The following is a 1,436-nucleotide window of genomic DNA, read 5'->3' on the forward strand; positions in this document are numbered from 1 at the left end:
GCAAGCGTTCCTAAACATCAACTATAAAACTCAAAATGCTGACAAAACCTGAAATTTTTATGATAACAAACTCTTACATTGGTGTAAGCGGTGGGTATCTTGGCGATTTTTCATACAGAACACACGAAGAATTTTATCCTTATTTCTGCGATTTAAATATCACACCTGCAGGATATGAGGGAACAACAAGACAAAAATTTCTAGCTATTCTTGAAAACTCAGATGAGCCAACACAAAGCAAAATATTGAAAGGTGTCCTCAAAAAATATCCTATTGACTTTTTCCCAGAAGATGTTAGGCAAATAAAGCAGAAAGTTGCAAATGATATTAATGATTTAATTAGGAGACTTGATGGAGTTAAAGGTGTTAATCACGAACAATTAATTATAACTAATGAAACTGTTGAACGAGCAATTCAAGACACAAAAATTTTAATAGAAAAAAACGGAGCGACAAGTGGTGTTGACAGAATTCATACGGCATTACATGGATATCTGAAAGAAGTTTGCAAGCAAGATGGAATAGCATTGGCAAACGATGATAATTTAACACAAATATTTAAAAAGCTGAAAGCAAACCACCCAAAATTACAATTAGGCGGACCAAGACAAAATGATATTGACCAAATTATTAGTTCCTTTAGTAATACACTTGACAAGTTAAATCCAATTAGAAATAAAGCAAGTTTATCCCATCCAAATGAAGAATTATTGGAAGACGACGAAGCAATGTTTGTAGTAAATTCTGCGCAGACTGTATTGAACTATTTAAATAGAAAATTTAAAAAATAAAAGGCAAAATACGCCAGCTTATAACAGCAAATTTGCACAAAAATGGCTGACGGTGGTTCAACTCAGGTTTTTCGTTAATTATTTAGGTCTGTGGGGTGCGACAACGGTTCTGCAAGTAATGCCATTTCTGCACAAATTTTCAAAACGTTACCAGAAATTTTGATGCAGAAACGATCTACTTCAAGAAAACACTAACAATTAATTCAAATAACAAAATGAAAAAAATTATTTACTTTTTATCAATACTAACAATATTAAGTTGTGGTACTCAAAAACAAGGTGTAAGTAAAAAAGAGGAAAAACAAATTATAACTAAGGTAAATTTTCCAAAAGATAATCCAAATATTATAGTATTAAATGATAAACACGCGTTTAATTACATTAAAAGCGGAAATTATTTTGAAATATTAAACTTAAATAATGAAAAGTTAATTATTGGAAATATATATAAAGAAGACGAAAAGTGGAAAAGTAATATTGAATTTAAAACTGTAAATAAGAGTTTTAGTAATAGTAAAATTATTAGCAGAAATGAATTAATATTTTCTCTTGCTGAATCTAATGTTATAACTGAAAATTTTGAATTGGATTCAGAAAAATTACTCGCTTACATCGAAAAATATAATGGAAAATAAAACTTCTGGT

General features: G+C 29.5%; 2 protein-coding genes. Both read left to right on the forward strand.

Annotated elements, in window-relative coordinates:
* Nucleotides 1–35: 35 nt before the first annotated feature.
* Complete coding sequence (locus BVH02_RS21125; RefSeq protein WP_086503459.1) at nt 36–791, forward strand: abortive infection family protein; 756 nt, start codon at nt 36–38, stop codon at nt 789–791.
* A 215-nt stretch (nt 792–1,006) separates the two neighbouring features.
* A complete protein-coding gene (locus BVH02_RS21130; protein ID WP_086503460.1) occupies nt 1,007–1,426 on the forward strand; it encodes a hypothetical protein in 420 nt (139 codons plus the stop codon).
* Nucleotides 1,427–1,436: the final 10 nt, after the last annotated feature.

The organism is Algoriphagus ratkowskyi (assembly GCF_002150505.1).
GTDB classification, from domain to species: Bacteria; Bacteroidota; Bacteroidia; order Cytophagales; family Cyclobacteriaceae; genus Algoriphagus; species Algoriphagus ratkowskyi.

What these genes read in the sequence shown, in the direction of transcription:
- BVH02_RS21125 (WP_086503459.1), top strand. Translation starts at nt 36, where the DNA reads ATGCTGACAAAACCTGAAATTTTTATGATAACAAACTCTTACATTGGT.
- BVH02_RS21130 (WP_086503460.1), top strand. Translation starts at nt 1,007, where the DNA reads ATGAAAAAAATTATTTACTTTTTATCAATACTAACAATATTAAGTTGT.